Raw genomic sequence first — 19,368 nt, 5'->3', positions numbered from 1 at the left:
AATAGTACTTGCGTAACGAAGGCGATATTGATCTCCTGCGGTGCAGCATTTCGATGGCATCCTGGGGAGGTTCTGCTTTGCCAATTTCGAAGATACTCGTCGCCAACCGTTCTGAAATCGCCATCCGCGTCTTTCGTGCCGCCAATGAGCTCGGCATCAAGACCGTGGCGATCTGGGCGGAGGAAGACAAACTTTCCCTGCATCGTTTCAAGGCCGATGAAAGCTATCAGGTCGGCCGTGGGCCGCATCTGGAAAAGGATATGGGCCCGATCGAAAGCTATCTTTCGATCTCGGAAGTGATCCGTGTCGCCAAGCTTTCCGGCGCCGATGCCATCCATCCCGGTTACGGCCTTCTGTCCGAGAGCCCGGAATTCGTCGATGCCTGCGACGAAGCCGGCATCATCTTCATCGGCCCGCGTCCGGGCACGATGCGCCAGCTCGGCAACAAGGTCGCCGCACGCAATCTCGCCATCTCCGTCGGCGTGCCGGTCGTGCCCGCCACCGAGCCGCTGCCGGACGATATGGCTGAAGTGGCGAAGATGGCCGAGGAGATCGGTTACCCGGTCATGCTGAAGGCCTCCTGGGGTGGCGGCGGTCGCGGCATGCGCGCCATCCGTGACCCGAAGGATCTTGCCAAGGAAGTGACCGAAGCCAAGCGCGAGGCGATGGCCGCCTTCGGCAAGGACGAGGTCTATCTGGAAAAGCTGGTCGAGCGTGCCCGCCACGTGGAAAGCCAGATTCTTGGCGATACGCATGGCAATGTCGTGCATCTGTTCGAGCGCGACTGCTCCATCCAGCGCCGCAACCAGAAGGTCGTCGAGCGCGCGCCTGCGCCCTATCTTTCGGAAGCGCAGCGGCAGGAACTGGCCGCCTATTCGCTGAAGATCGCGTCCGCCACCGGTTATGTCGGTGCGGGCACCGTCGAATATCTGATGGATGCCGATAGCGGCAAATTCTACTTCATCGAAGTCAACCCGCGCATTCAGGTCGAGCATACGGTGACCGAAGTCGTCACCGGCATCGATATCGTCAAGGCGCAGATCCATATCCTCGACGGCTTTGCAATCGGCACGCCGGAATCGGGGGTACCTGCCCAGGAAAACATCCGGCTCAACGGCCATGCCCTGCAATGCCGCATCACGACCGAAGATCCGGAACACAATTTCATCCCGGATTACGGCCGTATCACTGCCTATCGCTCGGCTTCCGGCTTCGGCATCCGTCTCGACGGCGGCACATCCTATTCGGGCGCGATCATCACCCGTTATTACGATCCGCTGCTCGTCAAGGTCACGGCCTGGGCGCCGAACCCGCAGGAAGCGATCGCCCGCATGGACCGCGCCTTGCGCGAATTCCGTATTCGCGGTGTCGCGACCAACCTGACCTTCCTCGAAGCGATCATCGGGCATGCGAAATTCCGCGACAATACCTATACGACGCGGTTCATCGACACGACGCCGGAACTGTTCGAGCAGGTGAAGCGGCAGGACCGCGCCACCAAGCTTCTGACCTATCTCGCCGACGTCACCGTCAACGGCCATCCGGAAGTGAAGGGCCGGCCGGCACCCGCAGAACATGCGGCAAAACCTGTCCTGCCCTATATCGACACCGCCATTCCCGACGGCACCAAGCAGAAGCTCGATGCGCTCGGCCCGAAGAAATTCGGTGAATGGATGCGCGCGCAGAAACAGGTCATGCTGACCGACACGACGATGCGCGACGGCCATCAGTCGCTGCTCGCCACCCGCATGCGCACCTATGACATAGCCAAGATCTCCGGCGTTTATGCCCGTGCGCTGCCGAACCTGTTCTCGCTGGAATGCTGGGGTGGTGCAACCTTCGACGTATCGATGCGCTTCCTCACCGAAGATCCCTGGGAGCGGCTCGCCAATATCCGCGAGGCAGCACCGAACATTCTTCTGCAGATGCTGCTGCGCGGCGCAAACGGCGTCGGCTACAAGAACTATCCTGACAATGTCGTCAAATATTTCGTCGCCCAGGCCGCCAAGGGCGGTATCGACGTGTTCCGCGTGTTCGACTGCCTGAACTGGGTCGACAATATGCGCGTGTCGATGGATGCGGTGAACGAGGAGAACCGGATCTGCGAGGCAGCGATCTGCTATACCGGCGATCTGCTCAATTCCGCCCGGCCGAAATACGACCTCAAATATTACGTCGCGCTGGCACAGGAGCTGGAAAAGGCCGGTGCCCATATCATCGCGCTCAAGGACATGGCCGGCCTCTTGAAGCCTGCAGCCGCCCGCGTCCTGTTCAAGGCGCTGCGTGAGGCAACGGACCTGCCGATCCATTTCCACACCCATGACACGTCCGGCATCGCGGCCGCGACCGTGCTTGCCGCCGTGGAAGCCGGTGTCGATGTGGTCGATGCGGCCATGGACGCGCTCTCCGGCAATACCTCGCAGCCCTGCCTCGGCTCCATCGTCGAAGCGCTGTCGGGCACGGATCGCGATCCGGGCCTGCATCCGGCATGGATCCGCAAGATTTCCTTCTATTGGGAAGCCGTGCGCGGTCAGTACGCGGCCTTCGAAAGCGACCTCAAGGGGCCGGCTTCGGAAGTCTATCTGCATGAAATGCCGGGCGGCCAGTTCACCAACCTCAAGGAACAGGCCCGTTCGCTGGGCCTCGAGACCAAGTGGCACAAGGTCGCCCAGACCTATGCCGACGTGAACCAGATGTTCGGCGATATCGTCAAAGTGACGCCGTCTTCGAAGGTCGTCGGCGACATGGCACTGATGATGGTCAGCCAGGATCTGACGGTTGCCGATGTCGAGAACCCGGCCAAGGACATCGCCTTCCCGGATTCGGTCGTCTCGATGCTGAAGGGCGATCTCGGCCAGCCTCCGGGCGGCTGGCCTGAAGCGATCCAGAAGAAGGCGCTGAAGGGGGATGCGCCCTATACGGCAGTGCCAGGCTCGCTTCTGGCTGCGGCCGATCTCGATGCCGAGCGCAAGGTGATCGAAACCAAGCTGGAGCGGGCGGTCGACGATTTCGAATTCGCCTCCTACCTGATGTATCCGAAAGTGTTCACCGACTTCGCGCTCGCTTCGGACACCTACGGCCCGGTCTCCGTCCTGCCCACGCATGCCTATTTCTACGGGCTGGCCGATGGCGAGGAAATGCTGGCGGAAATCGAAAAGGGCAAGACGCTGGTCATCGTCAATCAGGCCGCAAGCGCGCCGGATGCGCAAGGGTTGGTCACGGTCTTCTTCGAACTGAACGGCCAGCCGCGCCGCATCAAGGTGCCGGATCGTGCCGTTGGCGCCTCCGGCAGCGCGATCCGCCGCAAGGCCGAAGCCGGCAACGCCGCCCAGCTCGGGGCACCGATGCCGGGCGTCATCTCCCGCGTCTTCGTTTCGACCGGCCAGGCCATCAAGGCGGGCGACGTTCTCCTCTCCATCGAAGCGATGAAGATGGAAACGGCGCTGCATGCCGAAAAGGACGGGACGATCGCCGAAGTGCTGGTCAAGGCCGGCGATCAGATCGACGCCAAGGACCTGCTTGTCGTCTACAGCGCCTGACGCTCACCGCCATCATCGCTCGACCGGATTTTCCGGCCGAGCTTTTCGTTGAAGATGATGATGAGGCCGGCGCAGCCGATCAGGACTGCGCCGATCGCCACATGCAGGGCCGGAATATCGCCCCAGATCAGGTAGCCGAGGACAAAGGCCCAGACGAGCGACGAGTATTCAAACGGTGCCAGAACCGAGACCGGTGCCCGGCGCATCGCCTCGAAGGCCGTGAACTGCGCAAGCCCGCCGATGACACCGACGGCGGCCAGCAGGCCGGCTGTGGTCAGATTGATCGACGTCCAGCTCATCAGCACCATCCCGCCGCTGAACAGCACGAAGAAGAAATTGGTGATGATCATCTGCACGAGGCTCGTCTCATGCATGGCCGTGCGGCGCAGAAGCACCATGCAGAAGGCCCAGAGACAGGCGGCCTGGAAAACCAGATAGACGGGCAGCGATATGGTCAGGCCCGCCGGATCGCTGGCGACGACCACGCCGATAAACCCGATGATGACCGCAAGCCAGCGTGAGATGCTGACCGTCTCTCCGAGCATCGGGCCGGCAAGAAGTGTCGCAACCACCGGCGCGGCAAAATAGATCGTCGTCAGCTGGCCGAGCTGCAGCGATTTCGCGGCCGTGTAATAGGAGATCCACGCGGCGATCAGGAAGATGCTGCGGATCGCCATCGGCTTGATGATCGACGAACGGACCGCCCGCGTCGCAGTCTGCCGCCCGCCGATGATGAGGCAGCCGATCAAAACCGTGGAGCTGCGGAAGAAGAGAATCTGCCAAGTGGTGACGGAAACGACCAGAATCTTAATCAGGGCGTCATGGCTGCTGAAAAGCAGGTAGGAGAGCGTGACCAGCAGGATGCCGGTACCATATGAATTTTTCACGATGAGCACCGCTTGGCTGACGCCTTTGGCGCAGAGCCATGAAATGAATGTGTGGAAGTGATTACGACAGAAACCAAATTCTGGCCGCTGTCAACAAATCGCATCGGGACGAATGAATTTCATCGCGATACAAATCGTGCCTCACATCAGCGGATTTGATTATTGCAAATTCAATCGATTTAAATATTTTCCCCGCGAGTGGAGGAACCGCAATGGATGATCTATCACTGGCCAAGCCAAAGGCGGTGACACCCTATGTCACCCCGGAGCGCGCGGGCGTCTCGCTGCTGTTTCTGATGAACGGTTTTATGATCGGGGCTTGGGCGCCGAAGATACCGGAATTCGCATCGAGACTCGATCTCAGTGAAAAATCGCTTGGCCTGATGATCCTGACCTTCGGCCTCGGCTCGATCACCATGATGCCGATCGCCGGCAGCCAGATTGCGCGTTTCGGCTCCAGTCGGGTATCGAAGGTGACCGCCGTTCTGTTGATCCCGCTTCTTCTGCTCCTGTCGCTGGCCGGCAATATCTGGACCGGTGCCGTCGCGATCTTCCTGTTCGGCGGACTGCTCGGCGCCATGGATGTCGCCATGAACGCGAATGCGGTCGCCACCGAAAAAGGCATGCGGCGCGCCATCATGTCCTCCTGCCACGCATTCTGGAGCCTTGGCGGCCTGATCGGCTCCTCGACCGGCGGTTTCCTGATCGAGCGCATCGGCACCATGCCCCATGCCATCATCGCCACGGTTTTCGCTGCGGTCACGATCGTCTTTGCGTGGCGTATCGTTCTGCATGATGCGCCGCATCCGGAAGACCATGCCCATGCGGAAAGAAGCCGCCTGCCGCGCTCGCCCCTGCCCTGGCTGATCGGCATCATGGCGCTGTTCTGCATGATCCCCGAAGGCTCGATTCTCGACTGGGGCGCGCTTTATCTGCGCAATGAGCTTTCCGCCTCGGTCACCCTGTCCGGCTTCGCCTTTGCCGCCTTCTCGCTCACCATGGCCGTCATGCGTTTTGCCGGCGACCTGATCCGCGACCGTTTTGGTGCCGTCATGACGCTTCGGGTCTGCGCGGTCATTGCCATTTTGGGGCTGCTGCTGATCGGTCTTGCCGAAAACGTTCCGATGGCGATTGCCGGTTTTGCCCTGGCCGGCATCGGCATTTCCAACATCGTGCCGATCGCCTTTTCGGCCGCCGGCAACCTGCCCGGCATGGCAGCGGGCGTCGGCCTGTCGGTGGTCACGACGATGGGGTATTCCGGCATTCTCGTGGCACCGTCGGGCATCGGCTTCATTGCCGAACATACGGGGCTCGGAAACGTCTTCATCGGCCTTTCCGGCCTGCTGATCGTCGTACTCTTCCTGTCACGGCTGGCGAGGCATGCGGATGGCGCACATCACTGATGAATGTCTCATCTGGATCGCGTCACAACCACGCGGTAAAGTGCAGGTGACAAAGTGATTGGTGCTGACGGTTGACAAGCCGCAACCCATACGCCACCTGAAAAGCGCCCCAATGGCTATCCAGTCGAATGCGACGAGACCAGAACGATGACATCACCCCTTGATTACGATCCGAAACCGCGCCGCGCCACCGTTGCCGTCGATGTCGGCGGTGTGATCGTTGGCGGTGGCGCGCCGGTCGTCGTGCAGTCGATGACGAATACCGATACGGCCGATATCGACGCGACCGTCGCACAGGTTGCAGCGCTTTACCGGTCCGGTTCGGAACTGGTGCGCATCACCGTCGATCGCGACGAGAGCGCTGCCGCCGTTCCGAAAATCCGCGAACGCCTGCTCAGGCTCGGCATGGACGTGCCGCTGATCGGCGATTTCCACTATATCGGCCACAAGCTGCTTGCCGATCATCCGGCCTGCGCCGAGGCGCTGGCGAAATACCGGATCAATCCGGGCAATGTCGGCTTCAAGGACAAGAAGGACAAGCAGTTCGCCGATATCATCGAGATGGCGATCCGCTACGACAAGCCGGTGCGTATCGGCGTCAACTGGGGTTCGCTCGACCAGGATCTGTTGACGACGCTGATGGACCGCAATGCCGAAGCCGGCTCGCCGCTCTCGGCCCGTCAGGTCATGCATGAAGCGATCGTGCAGTCGGCGCTGATCTCGGCAGAGCTTGCCGAATCGATCGGCCTGCCGCGCAACCGTATCATTCTCTCGGCCAAGGTCAGCCAGGTGCAGGACCTGATCGCCTGTTATTCGATGCTCGCCGAGCGCTCCAACCACGCCCTGCATCTTGGCCTCACCGAAGCCGGCATGGGATCGAAAGGCATCGTCGCCTCCTCGGCTGCCATGGGCTATGTCCTGCAACACGGCATCGGCGACACGATCCGTGTCTCGCTGACGCCGGAGCCGAATGGCGACCGCACCAAGGAAGTCCAGGTGGCCCAGGAAATCCTGCAGGTCATGGGTTTCCGCCAGTTCATCCCGGTCGTCGCGGCGTGTCCCGGCTGCGGTCGCACCACCTCGACCGTCTTCCAGGAACTGGCCCAGAACATCCAGAACGACATCCGCAAGAACATGCCGGTCTGGCGCGAAAAATATCCGGGCGTCGAAGCCCTCAACGTCGCCGTCATGGGCTGCATCGTCAACGGACCGGGCGAAAGCAAACACGCCGATATCGGCATCTCCCTGCCCGGCACCGGCGAAACCCCGGCCGCCCCGATCTTCATCGACGGCAAGAAGGCAATGACGCTGCGTGGCCCGAATATCGCCGCCGATTTCGAGAAGCTGGTGATCGAGTATATCGAGAACCGGTTTGGTCAGAAGACCGCGGCGGAGTAAGATTTCCTACCGGACTTTGCATTCTCTGTCCCAGATAGCTTCGCGAGCCGAAATGGCCGGCACACCAGGCGTTACTTGCCTAGGTAAAAATCCTTAAACCCGCGTCCGGTGGTTTTCCTCGCTATTGCCGCAATTGATGGTAAATGAGGGCTATCACGGACGACGGGGATTCTGATTCACATGTTCAAGAAAATTGCCATTGTCGCGCTTTGCGGAACCTATCTGTCTGCCTGCACGACGACCGACCCCTATACGGGCCAGCAGAAGATGTCTAATACCGCAGGTGGCGCTGCCATCGGTGCCGGTCTCGGCGCAGTCGGCGGCCTTCTGATCGGCGGCGGCAACAAGGGCCGCAATGCACTGATCGGTGCCGGTATCGGCGCACTCGCCGGCGGCGCGATCGGCAGCTACATGGACAACCAGGAAGCCGAACTGCGCGCCCAGCTGCAGGGCACCGGCGTCTCGGTGACGCGCGTGGGTGATCGCATCATCCTCAACATGCCGTCCAACATCACCTTTGCGACGGATCAGGACCAGGTCATCCCGCCGTTCTATCGCACGCTGGATTCGGTCGCGATCGTGCTCAACAAGTTCAACAAGAGCTATATCGACGTCAACGGTCACACCGACTCGACCGGCAGCCTGCAGCACAACCAGGATCTGTCGCAGCGCCGCGCCGCTTCGGTCGCCAATTATCTCGGCAGCCGTGGCGTCGACCAGCGCCGCATGTCCACGATGGGCTTCGGTCCGTCGCAGCCGGTCGCCACCAATGCGACCCCGGACGGCCGCGCGCTCAACCGCCGCGTCGAAGTGCAGATCGCACCGATCACCCAGAACTGATCTTCTTGAAGATCCGGCGGGCCGTGTCTTTCAGATGCGGCTCGTCAGCAGTTTGATGCCGGCCGCGCCATAGATCAGCACCATGGCGCCTTCGATCCAGCGTCTTGCCGCCCGGTAGCCGCGCAGCGCATGCGGCGTTGAAAACACCAGCGCATATCCCGTGAAAATAATCAGGCTCGATGTCATGCAGACCGTGATGATCATCACGATAGCAGAGGTCGGCGCATGGTCCGGCAGGCCGAGCGAAATGATCGCCAGCCAGGCAAAGATCGCCTTCGGATTGGTCAGGTGGATCGCATAGCCGCGCAGCCACAGCTGCCTTGCCGTGTAATTCGTGCGCGTATTGCCGATCGCCATCTTTTCATTCGGCAATCTGGCCGAGCGATAGGCCTTGAAGGCGAGATAAAGAAGATAGACCCCGCCGACGATTTTCAGGATTTCCAGCGCAATCGCGTAATTGCGCAACAGGGCGGCGAGGCCAAGGGCTGCGGCGCAGGCCCAGGTGAAGGAGCCGCCGGCAATGCCGAGCGCGGTGATCAGGCCGGCGCGGCGGCCTTGCGAGATGGCAGTGCCGATGATGGCGAAATTGGCGGGGCCGGGGCTTACGACATTGATCAGATAGGCAATATAAGCCGGCCACATATAAGGCAGGTAACCCAGCGCTTCCGACATGTTTTCCCCCGATAATGCCCGATCAGTTCTGGCGGTTTGCCACGAAGCGGGCCGTCGCCTGCAGCATCATCGCCTTTTCGCCATAGGGCGCAAGCAGTTCCACGGCCTCGGCCGTCAATTCGTCCAGGTGTTTTTCGGCCCAGTCTATGCCGTGCAGGCCGACCAGCGTGCCCTTCCCGCGGGCCGCATCCTTACCGGTCGCCTTGCCCATGGTGGCGGCGTCGGCGGTCAAGTCGAGAAGATCGTCGGCCAGCTGGAAAGCGAGGCCGATCTTCTGGCCGAACAGCCGCAAGGTCTGACGGTCATGTGCAGATGCGCCGGCAATGATGGCGCCCGCCTCGCAGCCGAAGCGGATCAGCGCGCCGGTCTTCATTGCCTGCAGCATGCGGATGCCGGCCTCATCCGGTGGCGATGTTTCCGCGGCGAGATCGAGCGCCTGTCCACCCGCCATGCCGCCTGCGCCGGCGGCGCGCGCGAGGGCGAGAACAAGCTCGGTCTTGGCACGGTCCGGCAGCTGCGTTTCGGGCGCGGCGATGATGTCGAAGGCATAGGTCAGAAGGCTGTCGCCGGCCAAAATGGCGGTGGCGTAATCGAAAGCCTTGTGGACGGTCGGTTGGCCGCGACGGGTGTCGTCATCATCCATGGCCGGAAGGTCGTCGTGGATCAGCGAATAACAGTGCAGGCATTCGAGTGCCGTGCCGACGCGCAGGGCGGCGTCGTCATCGCCACCGAGAAGTAGCGCGCTTTCGCGCACCAGAAACGGTCGCAGCCGCTTGCCGCCATTCAGCGAACCGTGCCGCATCGCCGCCATCAGCCGCTCCGGACGGGCCAGTTCATCGGGCAGGACAGCGTCGGAAAGAAGGGTGAGCAGCATCGTCTGCGTCGCAGCGGCGCTTTCCTTCAATCGGCTTTCGAATGCGGCGTCTGATATCGTCATGGCCGCTATCTGGCATGGCGAAAAGGCGCGGGCAAGCAGGCGTAGCGGCGATTTACCAGAAAGGTGGAAGTTTGCCGCAGCGGACTCGCCATCGCCACCCGCAGCGGTTATGAAAAACAAAACCTTGGTCTACAATGGCATCGGGCCGCGCTATTGGACATTGCACCTGAACAGCCTGCGCAGGAACAACCTGCACAAGAGGAGGACGCGATGAAGCCGGCCTGGCTTCAGCGTCTTAATGCCATGTTTCAGTCCATGCCCTGGCTCCGCCGTATCGTGCTTGCCGTCATCGCGTTGATGCTGCTGCCATATCTGCTGGTCTTCGTTTACGCGCTTCCCTTCACACGGCCGGTCTCGACGCTGATGCTGTCGGAACTCGTGCTGTTTCGCGGTTATGACCGCCGCTGGGTGAGCCTCGACGATATTTCGCCGGCGCTCGTGCGTTCGGTGATGATGTCGGAGGACGGGCAGTTCTGCATGCATGCCGGCGTCGACTGGCGCCAGATGCGCGGAGTCGTTCAGGACGCGCTCGATGGCGAGGCGACGCGCGGGGCAAGCACGATCCCGATGCAGACGGCGAAAAACCTGTTCCTCTGGAACGGCCGCTCCTTCATCCGCAAGGGCTTGGAACTGCCATTGGCGCTCGGCACCGATTTCGTTCTTTCGAAACGGCGGATCATGGAGATCTATCTCAACATCGCCGAATGGGGGCCGGGCATTTATGGCGCCGAGGCTGCGGCCCAGCATCATTTCAAGACCTCGGCGGCAAAACTGTCCTCGCGGCAGGCGGCTCTTCTCGCCGTCTCCCTGCCCAACCCTTTCACGCGCGTGGCCAGCAAGCCGTCGCGCGGCATGCAGCGGCTGGCAGCGATCGTCGAGCGCCGGGCGCGTAATTCCGGCGCCTATATCAAATGCATTTATGACTGAGTTTCCGGCAATTCATTGGTCGGGCATGCCGTGTGCGTATAGCCTGCCAAGACCAATCGGGAGATCGCCATGGAAAAGCTCGTCCTTTATATCGCCAACAAGAATTATTCGTCCTGGTCCATGCGTCCATGGATCGCGCTGACGGCGGCCGGCATCCCGTTTGAGGAAGTGCTGATACCGTTCGAAATGGCCGCCGGCAATCCGAAGTTCAAGCCGATTTCGCCGACCGGCCGCGTCCCCGTCCTGCATCATGGCGATGTGCGCGTCTGGGAATCGCTGGCGATCATCGAATATGCGGCCGAGCTTTTTCCGGAAAGCGGCCTCTGGCCGAAAGCTGCGGCGGACCGCACAATTGCCCGTTCCATTTCCATGGAAATGCTGTCCGGCTTCCGGGCACTGCGCAATGCCTGCCCGATGAATATCCGCCGGCCGAAGGGCAAGATCGCCCTGCCGGATGGTGTGATGGATGATGTCGCGCGGATTTCGGCGATCTGGCGGGAGCTCAGGCAAAAGTCCGGCGGGCCTTACCTTTTCGGCGCATTTTCCGGGGCTGACGCGATGTTTGCGCCCGTCGTCAACCGGTTCGATGTCTATCATCTCGTGGACGACCGGGAGACGCTTGATTATATGGACGCGGTCAAATCCCACCCGGCCTGGCTGGCATGGCAGGAAGCGGCATTGAAGGAGCCCTGGATCGTCGAAGAAGACGAGGCCTGAAGCGTTTCAACCTGAAAATGCCGATCCCTCGAAAAAATAGGGCCCAAGGACTGGTCAAAGCCCCTATGCGCATGTATAAGCCGCTCCAATTTCCGAGATCGAGACGTGATGAGTTCGGCCTCACAGCGGCCGGAGATTACGTTTTGCACGAAGTGGAGTAACGAAAATGGCTGTACCGAAGAGAAAAACGAGCCCGTCCAAGCGCGGTATGCGCCGCTCCGCCGACGCGCTCAAGGCTCCGACCTATGTCGAAGACAAGAATTCCGGCGAACTGCGCCGGCCGCACCATGTCGATCTGAAGACCGGCATGTACCGCGGCCGTCAGGTTCTGACGCCGAAGGAAAGCGCATAAGCGTTTTTCCTTGTTCTACTTGAAAGGCCGGCTTTGCCGGCCTTTTTTGTTTCTGCACGACCTTGCGGAAAGCGGCTCGAGACAGCAAAGTCCGGGCCCCGAGATTACCCTTTGCGGAGCCAGTCATGCTTGTTGCCCTGCCGCTGATGATCATCCCGTTCATCCTCTACAATCTTGCGATGATCGGCCTGTTCGGCGCAGGCGGCGTGGCCGCGCTTGAGGATGTGGTGATCTCGCTGCAGATGCTGTCGGGCGCCAACTGGACGATGAACCTCGGCGACGTGCTGATCGTCGTCGCACTTTTCTTCCTGTTCATCGAGATCCTGAAGGCCAGCCGCAATGGGCGCGGCTCGCTGCTCAATCACATGCTGTCCATGCTGGTCTTCATCGCTTTTCTGGTCGAGTTCCTGCTGGTCCGGAATGCGGCGACGCAGACCTTCTTCATCCTGATGACGATCACCTTCGTCGACGTCATCGGCGGCTTTGCGGTGGCAATTCGCGCCGCCGGCCGGGATGTCTCGATCGGATTGTAAGGCTGGGAAGGGAAGCTTTCAGCTTCCCATGCTGTCCAGACGGTCCTGCAGCGCGCGCAGCTGGTCCTTCAGGTCGTCGATATCCTTGGCGTCCGCAGGCTTCTTTGCGGCAGGCGCACTCGGCTGGGGCGTGAAGGGCGAAAACATCTGCAGCGTCTGGCGGAAAAGCTCGGTATTGCGGCGCACCTGATCTTCCATCAGCTGCATCGGCGCCTGCAGGTTCTTGGCCAGCGGCGTGTCGCCGAGGGCGCGCGTCATCTGCTCGCGCATCTGCGCCTGCTGGTCGGTAAAGGTCTTCATCGAATGTTCGAGAAAGGTCGGCACGACCATCTGCATCTGGTCGCCATAATAGGAGATCAGCTGGCGCAGGAAGGAAACGGGCAGAAGCGTGTTGCCGGTCTTGGATTCCTGCTCGAAAATGATCTGGGTCAGAACCGAATGGGTAATGTCCTCGCCGCTCTTGGCGTCCTGGACAATGAATTCCTCGCCCTTCTTGACCATCTTGGCCAGATCTTCGAGCGTCACATAGGTGCTGGTACCGGTATTGTAGAGACGCCGGTTGGCGTATTTCTTGATAACCACTTCGCCTTCGATTTTCGCCATGATTGCCCTCCTCCGGCCGTCGATATCGTTCATTCTTATGCGGCGGCACTTCTCCCATTGCGAATGTAAGCCTAAATGAAGGGTGCTGACAATCTATTTTGTGCAACGCGGCGACCCCGTGCTGCGCAGCAAATCCATGAATTTTCGCGGGTATTTCTGCCATTGAGGTAACCGGGCGGCAGTCCCCGCGGGTTTGACTATCGCAGCGCGCTTTGACACTCTCCGCGCCAAACAGAGTTCAGGAGGAAACAGTCATGACCAGCCCATCGATCGTCATCGCATCTGCAGCAAGAACCGCCGTCGGTTCCTTCAACGGCGCCTTTGCCAATGTCGCCGCCCACGAGCTGGGTGCAAGTGTCGTCAAGGCAGCGCTCGAGCGCGCCTGCGTCGATGCGGCCGAGGTGGATGAGGTTATCCTCGGTCAGGTCCTGCCGGCAGGCGAAGGACAGAACCCGGCGCGCCAGGCGGCGATGAAGGCCGGCGTTCCGAAGGAAAAGACCGCCTGGGGCGTCAACCAGCTCTGCGGTTCCGGCCTGCGCGCAGTCGCGCTCGGCATGCAGCAGATCGCGCTGGGCGATGCGCAGATCATCGTGGCCGGCGGCCAGGAATCCATGTCCATGGCACCGCATTGCGCGCATTTGCGCGGCGGCGTGAAGATGGGCGATTTCAAGATGATCGACACGATGATCAAGGACGGCCTGACGGACGCCTTTTACGGCTACCATATGGGCATCACGGCGGAAAACATCGCCCGCCAGTGGCAGCTGACGCGCGAGGAACAGGACCAGTTCGCCGTCTCCTCGCAGAACAAGGCCGAAGCGGCCCAGCTCGCAGGCCGGTTCAAGGACGAGATCGTTCCCTTCGTCATCAGCACCCGCAAGGGTGACGTTACGGTCGATGCGGACGAATATATCCGTGCCGGTGCGACGATCGAGGCGATGGCCAAGCTGCGTCCCGCCTTCGACAAGGATGGTACGGTCACGGCAGCCAACGCTTCCGGCCTGAACGACGGCGCAGCCGCTGCCGTCCTGATGGCCGAGGATGAAGCTTCGCGGCGCGGCATCGCTCCGCTTGCCCGGATCGTGTCCTGGGCAACGGCTGGCGTCGATCCGCAGATCATGGGCACCGGACCGATCCCGGCCTCGCGCAAGGCGCTGGAAAAGGCTGGCTGGCGGATCGGCGATGTCGAACTCGTTGAAGCCAATGAGGCCTTTGCGGCACAGTCCTGCGCGGTCGTTCGCGATCTCGGCTTCGATCCTTCGATCGTTAACGTCAATGGCGGCGCGATCGCGATCGGCCATCCGATCGGCGCATCCGGCGCTCGTATTCTCAACACGCTGGTCTTCGAAATGAAGCGCCGGGGCGTCAAGAAGGGGCTGGCGACGCTGTGCATCGGCGGTGGCATGGGCATCGCCATGTGCCTGGAGACGCTTTAAGTTTCAACTTTGGCTTCGGATCTTTGTTTATGCGCTTCCCGTCATGAAAGACTGGCGGGTTGCATTTTCTCTGGCATAGTGAGGCGAGTTACATCGCCTGCCATCCATTTTTGGCATGGGGATACAACGCTGAGGAGGAACGGCTGATGGGTCGCGTGGCATTGGTATCGGGAGGGACTCGCGGCATCGGCGAGGCAACCAGTATCGCTCTCAAATCCGCGGGTTATTCGGTTGCGGCAAACTATGCCGGCAACGAGGAAAAGGCCGCCGCCTTCCATGAGCGGACCGGCATCCCGGTCTTCAAATGGGATGTCTCGAATTATGAAGCCTGTGTCGACGGCATTGCCCGGGTCGAGGCCATGCTCGGGCCTGTCGAAATCCTCGTCAACAATGCCGGCATTACCCGCGACAGCATGTTTCACAAGATGACGCCGCTTCAATGGAAGGAAGTGGTCGATACGAACCTGACCGGTCTTTTCAACATGACGCATCCCGTCTGGACCGGCATGCGTGATCGCGGTTTCGGGCGGATCGTCAATATTTCCTCGATCAATGGCCAGAAGGGCCAGATGGGGCAGGTGAACTATTCGGCGGCCAAGGCCGGAGATCTCGGTTTCACCAAGGCACTGGCGCAGGAAGGCGCGACCCGCAACATCACCGTCAACGCCATCTGCCCCGGTTATATCGCCACCGAAATGGTGCGGGCCATTCCGGAAAAGGTGCTGGCGGAGAAGATCGTGCCGCAGATCCCGGTCGGCCGCCTCGGCGAACCGGAAGAAGTTGCCCGCTGCGTCGTGTTCCTGGTCTCGGATGAGGCCGGCTTCATCACCGGCTCGACCCTGACAGCCAATGGCGGACAGTTTTTTGCGGGCTGACCGGCTTCGGCTCTATGGTTAAAATATTCATAAATAACAATATATTGGCGTGAACAAACCCGGAAAACGAAGATGTCGCCGATTCGTCAGCGATTCGTTCCGGCTTTGGCCCAATGTCTGTTCGATCCTTCAGACATGAAAAAACCGACGCCCTTTCGGACGCCGGTTGATTGATCGAAGACCGGTTGCGATTAGCGGCAACGGGCTTCGTAGGTGCGGCCGTAACGGTCGCGATAGACGCAATAGCCCGGGTGCTTCTGCGATTCGCCGATGGCTGCGCCGACCAGGCCGCCTGCAACGGCGCCGACTGCTGCACCACCCCAGCTGTTGGTGACTGCACCGCCGATAACTGCACCGGTGCCGGCGCCGATTGCGGTGCCCTTTTCGGTCGAGGTGCAGGATGCCAGAGCTGCCATCATGGCGCCTACGAGCAAGATCTTCTTCATGTCAGTTTTCCCTTCCCTTGTGTTGCGCGTGTTGGCGCTTTAGATCCTGCCCATCAGCAGGAGAATGATGATGATGATCACGACCAGTCCGAGACCACCGGACGGGCCGTATCCCCAGCTCCGGCTGTAACCCCAATTTGGCAATGCGCCAAGCAACAGCAGAATAAGGATAACGAGTAATACGGTTCCGAGCATGTTTTATATCTCCGCTGCCTGTTCCACTGCAACCGCCTCTATGGGATCGCAGCCGTTTGGAATTGCGGGGAAAACGTGTCTTTGTAAGTTTTGTTCCAAAGGCTTATTGCCGCGCCATCACGTGTGGTAAACGGGTGACAGATATCGTGGTCGTTGCAAGCCTGCCCGCTTGACTCTCTATGGTGGACGTGACTCCGAGCCATCAGGCTCAAACGTCAACGAAAGCACCGGTTTCAGCACCAAAGATTCAGCATTTCGTAGGTCTGCATGCCTGCGCTTCCATTAGTAGCGGTGAACAAAAGCTGAATCCGTCCTTCGTCGCCGATTCGTTCGCTTTTGTTCGACTCAACATCGCAAAAGCCTGTTCGCACAGCTGCGAATGAGAGGATTATCGAGGTAAAATCACGATCGCGGCTTGCGTTTGTCGTTGCGGATCGCCATGTCTTTCGCCGATCCTTGAAATGGATCAGTCGACAGACGGGATCCGGCTTTGAATTTTCAGCCCATGATAACCAGCGGACGCGGCGTCACCGCCGTGCTCGGTCCCACCAATACCGGCAAGACCCATTATGCCATCGAGAGAATGGTCGCCCATGGTTCCGGGGTGATCGGCCTTCCGCTCAGGCTTTTGGCGCGCGAGGTTTATGGGCGGGTCGTCGAGAAGGTCGGCGTGTCGCAGGTGGCGTTGATCACCGGCGAGGAGAAGATCACGCCACCGAAAGCGCGTTTCTCCGTCTGTACTGTCGAAGCCATGCCGCGCGAGACCAAGGCCGCCTTTGTCGCGATCGACGAAGTGCAGCTTGCCGGCGATCTCGAGCGCGGCCACATTTTTACCGACCGCATCCTGCATCTGCGTGGTCGCGAGGAAACCCTGCTTCTCGGCGCCGGCACGATGCGGCCGATCCTCGAAAAACTTCTGCCCGGCATCACGACAATCGAACGGCCGCGTCTTTCGCAGCTGTTTTATGCCGGCCAGAAGAAGATTACCCGCCTGCCGCAGCGCACCGCCATCGTCGCCTTCTCGGCTGACGAGGTTTATGCGATCGCCGAACTGATCCGCCGCCAGCGCGGTGGTGCCGCCGTCGTGCTCGGCGCACTCAGCCCCCGTACCCGCAATGCCCAGGTGGCGCTCTATCAGGCCGGCGACGTTGAATATCTCGTTGCGACTGACGCGATCGGCATGGGCCTCAATCTCGATGTCGATCATGTCGCCTTCGCGCAGGACCGGAAGTTCGACGGTTACCAGTTCCGCAATCTCAATCCGTCCGAACTGGCGCAGATTGCCGGCCGCGCAGGCCGGCATGTGCGCGATGGCACGTTTGGCGTGACCGGCCAGGTCCAGCCCTTCGACGAAGAACTCGTCGAGCGGATCGAAAGCCATCATTTCGATGCGGTAAAAGTGCTGCAATGGCGCTCGAAGGAGCTGGATTTTTCGTCCATCTCAGCACTTCGGGCGAGCCTCGATGCGGCGCCGAAAATTCAGGGCCTGACGCGCGCGCTGCCGGCGACCGACAGTCAGGCGCTCGACTATCTTTCCCGCTATCCGGAAATCAAGGATGCGGCAACGACGCCCGAGCGCGTCGAAAAACTTTGGGAAGCTTGCGCGCTTCCCGACTATCGCCGAATTGCACCGGCGCAGCATGCGGACCTCATTTCGACTCTTTTCTCCGATCTTGTGCGCTTCGGCACGGTCAACGAAGAGTTCATGGGCGAGCAGGTGCGCCGTGCCGACCGGACAGACGGGGAAATAGACACGCTGTCCGCAAGAATTGCGCAAATCCGTACATGGACCTATGTTTCGAACCGCCCTGGCTGGCTTGCCGATCCGACACACTGGCAAGAAAAGACGCGGGAAATAGAGGATAGGTTGTCGGACGCGTTACATGAACGGTTGACGAAACGATTTGTTGACCGCAGGACATCTGTGCTCATGAGGCGCCTAAGAGAGAATGCGATGCTGGAAGCTGAAATCAGTGTGAATGGCGATGTCTTCGTGGAAGGACATCACGTGGGGCAATTGGCCGGTTTCCGGTTCACTCCGATTGCCGGTGCCGAAGGCCCGGATGCCAAGGCCGTGCAGACGGCTGCCCAGAAGGCTTTGGCGCTGGAGTTCGAGGCGCGCGCCGCGCGGCTTTATGCATCGGGCAATAGCGACCTTGCTGTCGGCTCCGACGGTTTCGTGCGCTGGCTCGGCGAGCCGGTTGCCCGCCTTGCGGCCAGCGACCATGTCATGCGTCCGCGCGTTCTTCTGCTGGCAGACGAACAGCTGACCGGTCCGGCCCGCGAACATGTCGTCGCCCGTATCGAGCGTTTCGTGAACCATCACGTCGCAACGATCCTGAAGCCGCTCGACGATCTGTCGCGCGCCGAAGACCTGCAGGGTCTGGCCAAGGGCCTCGCTTTCCAGATCGTCGAAAACCTCGGCGTTCTTTTCCGTCGTGACGTCGCCGAAGAAGTGAAGTCGCTCGAACAGGATGCGCGCGCCTCGATGCGCCGTTACGGCATCCGCTTCGGTGCCTATCACGTCTTCATGCCGGCGCTCCTGAAGCCGGCTCCGGCCGAACTCATCACGCTCCTCTGGGCGCTGAAGAATGACGGCCTCGACAAGCCGGGTTACGGCGACCTGATCCCGGCACTGGCCGCCGGCCGCACCTCGGTCGTTGCCGATCCCACCTTCGAGCGGATGTTCTACAAGCTCGCCGGCTTCCGTTTCCTCGGCAAGCGCGCCGTGCGTATCGACATTCTCGAGCGCCTTGCCGACCTCATCCGTCCGCTCCTGCAGTGGAAGCCGGGTTCGGGTACGCGTCCGGAAGGCGCTTATGACGGCCGCCGTTTCACGACGACGACCGCCATGCTCTCCATTCTCGGCGCAACGCCGGACGATATGGAAGAAATCCTGAAGGGCCTCGGTTATCGCGCCGATGCCGTGAAGCCGGAAGAAGCGGCGGCCTTCCTCGGTGCGCAGGAACCGGCAGCGCCGGCTGCCGCTGAAGCTGCGCCCGCTGAAACGGCTGAAGCCACCGAGACTGCAGAAGCCGCTCCGGCCGAAAGTGCCGAAGAGCCGGCTGCTGCTGCAGCCGAAGCTGCTCCGGCAGAAGCCGTTGCCGAGGCTCCGGCCGAAGGTGGCGAAGCTGCCGAAGCCAAGCCCGCGGAAGCCGAAGAGCCGAAGCCGGTTCTTCTGTGGCGTCCGGGCGGTGGTCGTGAAAACAACCAGCGTGGCGGCCGTCCGCAGGGCGAGCGTCATGGCGATCGCCGTGGCGGCCAGGGCCAGGGACAGCGTTCCGGCGGCAATGGCGAGAACCAGCAGCGCGAAGGTGGCGAGCGTCGTGACGCCCGCCCGAACGGCAACAACAACCGCGGTGACCGCGATCGCAACCAGAATCGCCGCGAAGACGGTGGTGGTCGTCCGCCGCGTGACAACAATCGTCGCCCCGACAATCGTGGCGAACGACCGGACCGTGGCGATCGCAACGATCGTCCGGACCGCAACAAGAGCCAGCAGCCCGCTCGCTTCGAGGCAAAGCCGCCGCGCAAGGAAAAGCCGATCGATCCGGATTCGCCTTTCGCAAAGCTCGCCGCCTTGAAGGAGCAGATGAAGAAGTAAGCTT

17 protein-coding genes are annotated in these 19,368 nt (G+C 61.0%); 11 read left to right on the top strand and 6 right to left on the bottom strand.

The genetic code is table 11. From position 1 onward, the window contains the following. The first annotated feature begins 77 nt into the window (after positions 1-77). A complete protein-coding gene (gene pyc / locus FHW37_RS22390; RefSeq protein ID WP_145640412.1) occupies positions 78-3,539 on the top strand; it encodes a pyruvate carboxylase in 3,462 nt (1,153 codons plus the stop codon). On the opposite strand, the gene FHW37_RS22385 is transcribed toward pyc, so the two are convergent. Continuing rightward, a complete protein-coding gene (locus FHW37_RS22385) occupies positions 3,527-4,426 on the bottom strand; it encodes a DMT family transporter (RefSeq protein WP_145640410.1) in 900 nt (299 codons plus the stop codon). The two genes, pyc and FHW37_RS22385, sit on opposite strands and share 13 nt — an antisense overlap. A 212-nt stretch (positions 4,427-4,638) precedes the next feature. Between FHW37_RS22385 and FHW37_RS22380 the strand changes: the two genes are divergently transcribed. The 3 genes from FHW37_RS22380 to FHW37_RS22370 all read left to right on the top strand — a co-directional run bounded on the left by FHW37_RS22380 (position 4,639) and on the right by FHW37_RS22370 (position 8,067). Next, on the top strand, positions 4,639-5,829 hold the full coding sequence (locus tag FHW37_RS22380) for an MFS transporter (protein ID WP_145640408.1): 1,191 nt from the start codon (positions 4,639-4,641) through the stop codon (positions 5,827-5,829). A gap of 147 nt (positions 5,830-5,976) precedes the next feature. Next, the gene (gene ispG / locus FHW37_RS22375; RefSeq protein WP_145640407.1) at positions 5,977-7,227 is read left to right on the top strand and encodes a flavodoxin-dependent (E)-4-hydroxy-3-methylbut-2-enyl-diphosphate synthase; all 1,251 of its coding nucleotides are present in this window, start codon (positions 5,977-5,979) and stop codon (positions 7,225-7,227) included. A 180-nt stretch (positions 7,228-7,407) separates the two neighbouring features. After that, entirely contained in the window at positions 7,408-8,067 is a 660-nt protein-coding gene (locus FHW37_RS22370) for an OmpA family protein (RefSeq protein WP_145640405.1), read from the top strand. 30 nt (positions 8,068-8,097) lie between these two features. On the opposite strand, the gene FHW37_RS22365 is transcribed toward FHW37_RS22370, so the two are convergent. Then, complete coding sequence (locus tag FHW37_RS22365; RefSeq protein ID WP_145640403.1) at positions 8,098-8,739, bottom strand: LysE family translocator; 642 nt, start codon at positions 8,737-8,739, stop codon at positions 8,098-8,100. 22 nt (positions 8,740-8,761) lie between these two features. Beyond that, positions 8,762-9,676 (bottom strand): polyprenyl synthetase family protein, encoded by a 915-nt coding sequence (locus FHW37_RS22360; protein WP_145640401.1) that lies wholly within the window; start codon positions 9,674-9,676, stop codon positions 8,762-8,764. Between the two features lie 243 nt (positions 9,677-9,919). Here FHW37_RS22360 and mtgA point away from each other — a divergent pair, with 243 nt between their 5' ends. The 4 genes from mtgA to FHW37_RS22340 all read left to right on the top strand — a co-directional run bounded on the left by mtgA (position 9,920) and on the right by FHW37_RS22340 (position 12,205). Continuing rightward, positions 9,920-10,603 (top strand): monofunctional biosynthetic peptidoglycan transglycosylase, encoded by a 684-nt coding sequence (gene mtgA, locus FHW37_RS22355; RefSeq protein WP_432442890.1) that lies wholly within the window; start codon positions 9,920-9,922, stop codon positions 10,601-10,603. A gap of 69 nt (positions 10,604-10,672) precedes the next feature. Then, on the top strand, positions 10,673-11,320 hold the full coding sequence (locus FHW37_RS22350) for a glutathione S-transferase family protein (RefSeq protein ID WP_145640397.1): 648 nt from the start codon (positions 10,673-10,675) through the stop codon (positions 11,318-11,320). A gap of 166 nt (positions 11,321-11,486) precedes the next feature. Then, positions 11,487-11,672 (top strand): 50S ribosomal protein L32, encoded by a 186-nt coding sequence (gene rpmF / locus FHW37_RS22345; protein ID WP_118850970.1) that lies wholly within the window; start codon positions 11,487-11,489, stop codon positions 11,670-11,672. A 125-nt stretch (positions 11,673-11,797) separates the two neighbouring features. Beyond that, positions 11,798-12,205, top strand: a complete 408-nt coding sequence (locus tag FHW37_RS22340) for a hypothetical protein (RefSeq protein WP_145640396.1) — start codon at positions 11,798-11,800, stop codon at positions 12,203-12,205. Between the two features lie 18 nt (positions 12,206-12,223). Here the strand turns inward: FHW37_RS22340 and phaR are convergent, their stop codons facing one another. Further along, on the bottom strand, positions 12,224-12,808 hold the full coding sequence (gene phaR / locus FHW37_RS22335) for a polyhydroxyalkanoate synthesis repressor PhaR (protein ID WP_145640394.1): 585 nt from the start codon (positions 12,806-12,808) through the stop codon (positions 12,224-12,226). A 254-nt stretch (positions 12,809-13,062) separates the two neighbouring features. On the opposite strand from phaR, the gene FHW37_RS22330 reads away from it, so the two are divergent. Together FHW37_RS22330 and FHW37_RS22325 are read left to right on the top strand one after the other, a co-directional pair. Next, entirely contained in the window at positions 13,063-14,244 is a 1,182-nt protein-coding gene (locus FHW37_RS22330) for an acetyl-CoA C-acetyltransferase (RefSeq protein ID WP_145640392.1), read from the top strand. A 146-nt stretch (positions 14,245-14,390) separates the two neighbouring features. Further along, a complete protein-coding gene (locus tag FHW37_RS22325; RefSeq protein WP_145640390.1) occupies positions 14,391-15,119 on the top strand; it encodes a beta-ketoacyl-ACP reductase in 729 nt (242 codons plus the stop codon). 191 nt (positions 15,120-15,310) lie between these two features. Here the strand turns inward: FHW37_RS22325 and FHW37_RS22320 are convergent, their stop codons facing one another. Then, complete coding sequence (locus tag FHW37_RS22320; RefSeq protein WP_145640388.1) at positions 15,311-15,565, bottom strand: YMGG-like glycine zipper-containing protein; 255 nt, start codon at positions 15,563-15,565, stop codon at positions 15,311-15,313. A gap of 39 nt (positions 15,566-15,604) precedes the next feature. Next, positions 15,605-15,760, bottom strand: a complete 156-nt coding sequence (locus FHW37_RS22315) for a DUF3309 family protein (RefSeq protein ID WP_145640386.1) — start codon at positions 15,758-15,760, stop codon at positions 15,605-15,607. A gap of 505 nt (positions 15,761-16,265) precedes the next feature. On the opposite strand from FHW37_RS22315, the gene FHW37_RS22310 reads away from it, so the two are divergent. After that, positions 16,266-19,364, top strand: coding sequence for a helicase-related protein (locus FHW37_RS22310; RefSeq protein WP_145640384.1), 3,099 nt, complete (start codon positions 16,266-16,268; stop codon positions 19,362-19,364). Positions 19,365-19,368 lie beyond the last annotated feature (4 nt).

Origin of the sequence: Neorhizobium alkalisoli (assembly GCF_007829835.1) — a bacterium.
Taxonomy (GTDB): domain Bacteria; phylum Pseudomonadota; class Alphaproteobacteria; order Rhizobiales; family Rhizobiaceae; genus Neorhizobium.
This window is presented reverse-complemented; position numbering and strand designations above follow the sequence as displayed.

What these genes read in the sequence shown, in the direction of transcription:
- FHW37_RS22315 (WP_145640386.1), bottom strand. Translation starts at nt 15,760, where the DNA reads ATGCTCGGAACCGTATTACTCGTTATCCTTATTCTGCTGTTGCTTGGC.
- rpmF (WP_118850970.1), top strand. Translation starts at nt 11,487, where the DNA reads ATGGCTGTACCGAAGAGAAAAACGAGCCCGTCCAAGCGCGGTATGCGC.
- mtgA (WP_432442890.1), top strand. Translation starts at nt 9,920, where the DNA reads ATGTTTCAGTCCATGCCCTGGCTCCGCCGTATCGTGCTTGCCGTCATC.
- phaR (WP_145640394.1), bottom strand. Translation starts at nt 12,808, where the DNA reads ATGGCGAAAATCGAAGGCGAAGTGGTTATCAAGAAATACGCCAACCGG.
- FHW37_RS22370 (WP_145640405.1), top strand. Translation starts at nt 7,408, where the DNA reads ATGTTCAAGAAAATTGCCATTGTCGCGCTTTGCGGAACCTATCTGTCT.
- FHW37_RS22330 (WP_145640392.1), top strand. Translation starts at nt 13,063, where the DNA reads ATGACCAGCCCATCGATCGTCATCGCATCTGCAGCAAGAACCGCCGTC.
- FHW37_RS22350 (WP_145640397.1), top strand. Translation starts at nt 10,673, where the DNA reads ATGGAAAAGCTCGTCCTTTATATCGCCAACAAGAATTATTCGTCCTGG.
- FHW37_RS22340 (WP_145640396.1), top strand. Translation starts at nt 11,798, where the DNA reads ATGCTTGTTGCCCTGCCGCTGATGATCATCCCGTTCATCCTCTACAAT.
- FHW37_RS22365 (WP_145640403.1), bottom strand. Translation starts at nt 8,739, where the DNA reads ATGTCGGAAGCGCTGGGTTACCTGCCTTATATGTGGCCGGCTTATATT.
- FHW37_RS22320 (WP_145640388.1), bottom strand. Translation starts at nt 15,565, where the DNA reads ATGAAGAAGATCTTGCTCGTAGGCGCCATGATGGCAGCTCTGGCATCC.
- FHW37_RS22380 (WP_145640408.1), top strand. Translation starts at nt 4,639, where the DNA reads ATGGATGATCTATCACTGGCCAAGCCAAAGGCGGTGACACCCTATGTC.
- FHW37_RS22310 (WP_145640384.1), top strand. Translation starts at nt 16,266, where the DNA reads ATGATAACCAGCGGACGCGGCGTCACCGCCGTGCTCGGTCCCACCAAT.
- FHW37_RS22360 (WP_145640401.1), bottom strand. Translation starts at nt 9,676, where the DNA reads ATGACGATATCAGACGCCGCATTCGAAAGCCGATTGAAGGAAAGCGCC.
- ispG (WP_145640407.1), top strand. Translation starts at nt 5,977, where the DNA reads ATGACATCACCCCTTGATTACGATCCGAAACCGCGCCGCGCCACCGTT.
- FHW37_RS22325 (WP_145640390.1), top strand. Translation starts at nt 14,391, where the DNA reads ATGGGTCGCGTGGCATTGGTATCGGGAGGGACTCGCGGCATCGGCGAG.